This window comes from Variovorax glucosi, assembly GCF_051216695.1.
GTDB lineage: Bacteria > Pseudomonadota > Gammaproteobacteria > Burkholderiales > Burkholderiaceae_C > Variovorax.
The window spans coordinates 1-1,364 of sequence record NZ_JBPJZE010000124.1 but is presented as its reverse complement, the minus strand read 5'-3'; the positions used below and the strand labels follow the sequence as shown (position 1 = coordinate 1,364).

The window sequence follows — 1,364 nt, the reverse complement described above, 5'->3', positions numbered from 1 at the left end:
AGCAGGAAGGCATTGCCGTCCAGGCGATGGCCTGACGGCCTGAACACGCAACGGGCCGTGCCGTGGCAGCAAAGCCCATCAACGTCCTGCTGACCGGATTCGACGCTTTCGAGCAGGAGGCGGTCAATCCGTCATGGGAGGCGGTGCGTGCGCTCGACGGCTGGAAGGTCGGCCGCGCGACGGTGCATGCGCGCCAGGTGCCCTGTGTCTTCGGCGACGCCATCGACGTGCTTGCTAGCGCGATGGACGAACTGCAGCCGCAACTGGTGCTGTGCATCGGCCAGGCCGGCGGGCGCGCGGAGTTCACGCCCGAGCGCATCGCCATCAACATCGACGACGCCCGCGTGGCCGACAACAAAGGCCGCGAGCCCATCGACGTGCCCGTGGTGCTCGGGGCTCCCGCCGCGTATTTCTCGACGCTGCCGATCAAGGCCATGGTGCGCGAATTGCGCGCGGCCGGCGTGCCGGCCTCGGTGTCGAACAGCGCGGGTACCTTCGTCTGCAACCATATCTTATACGGCCTGATGCACCGCATCGCGACGAGCCCGGCGCTCGCGCACACGCGCGGCGGCTTCGTCCACGTGCCCTACCTGCCCGAGCAGGCCGCCTCGAAGCCGGGCGTTGCCAGCATGGCGCTGGCCACGCAGGTCGAAGCCTTCCGCGTGGCGATACGCACCGCACTCACCGTGCGTGACGACGTGCGCGAGACCGCCGGCCGCCTGCATTGATGACCCTGAGACCAACGATGAACATCGACTTGAACAGCGACCTCGGCGAGAGCCTGGGCGTATGGCGCATGGGCGACGACGCCGCCATGCTTTCTCTCGTGAGCAGCGCCAACGTGGCCTGCGGCTTCCATGCGGGCGACCCCGCCGGCATCCTGCGCACGCTGCGCCAGGCGAAGGGGCGGGGTGTCGCCATCGGCGCCCATGTGTCCTATCGCGACCTCGTGGGCTTCGGGCGCCGCAACATGGATGTGGAAAGCGCCGACCTGCGCGCCGACGTGATCTACCAGATCGGTGCGCTGAAAGGCCTTGCTGCCGCTGCCGGCACCACGGTGCGCTACGTGAAGCCGCATGGCGCGCTCTACAACACCATCGCCCACGACGAGCGCCAGGCGCGCGACGTGATCGCCGCCATCCGTGAGATCGACCCCGGCCTGTGCCTGGTGGCGCTGGCGGGCTCGCCGCTGCTGGGCTGGGCGCGCGGCGAAGGCCTGCGCGCCGTGGCCGAAGCCTTTGCCGACCGCGCCTACACGCCGCAAGGCACGCTGGTGTCGCGCCGCGAACCCGGCGCGGTGCTGCACGACGCCGACGAAGTGGCCGAGCGCATGCTGCGACTGGCCACCGATGGCGTGGTCACGG

The 1,364-nt window shown here is 69.7% G+C and carries 2 protein-coding genes; both read left to right on the top strand.

Annotated elements, in window-relative coordinates:
- Positions 1-62 precede the first annotated feature (62 nt).
- A complete protein-coding gene (gene pcp, locus ACSFA3_RS23490; RefSeq protein WP_435507830.1) occupies positions 63-728 on the top strand; it encodes a pyroglutamyl-peptidase I in 666 nt (221 codons plus the stop codon).
- Between the two features lie 17 nt (positions 729-745).
- The coding region (locus ACSFA3_RS23485) for a LamB/YcsF family protein (RefSeq protein ID WP_435507829.1) at positions 746-1,364 on the top strand (619 nt) is incomplete at its 3' end.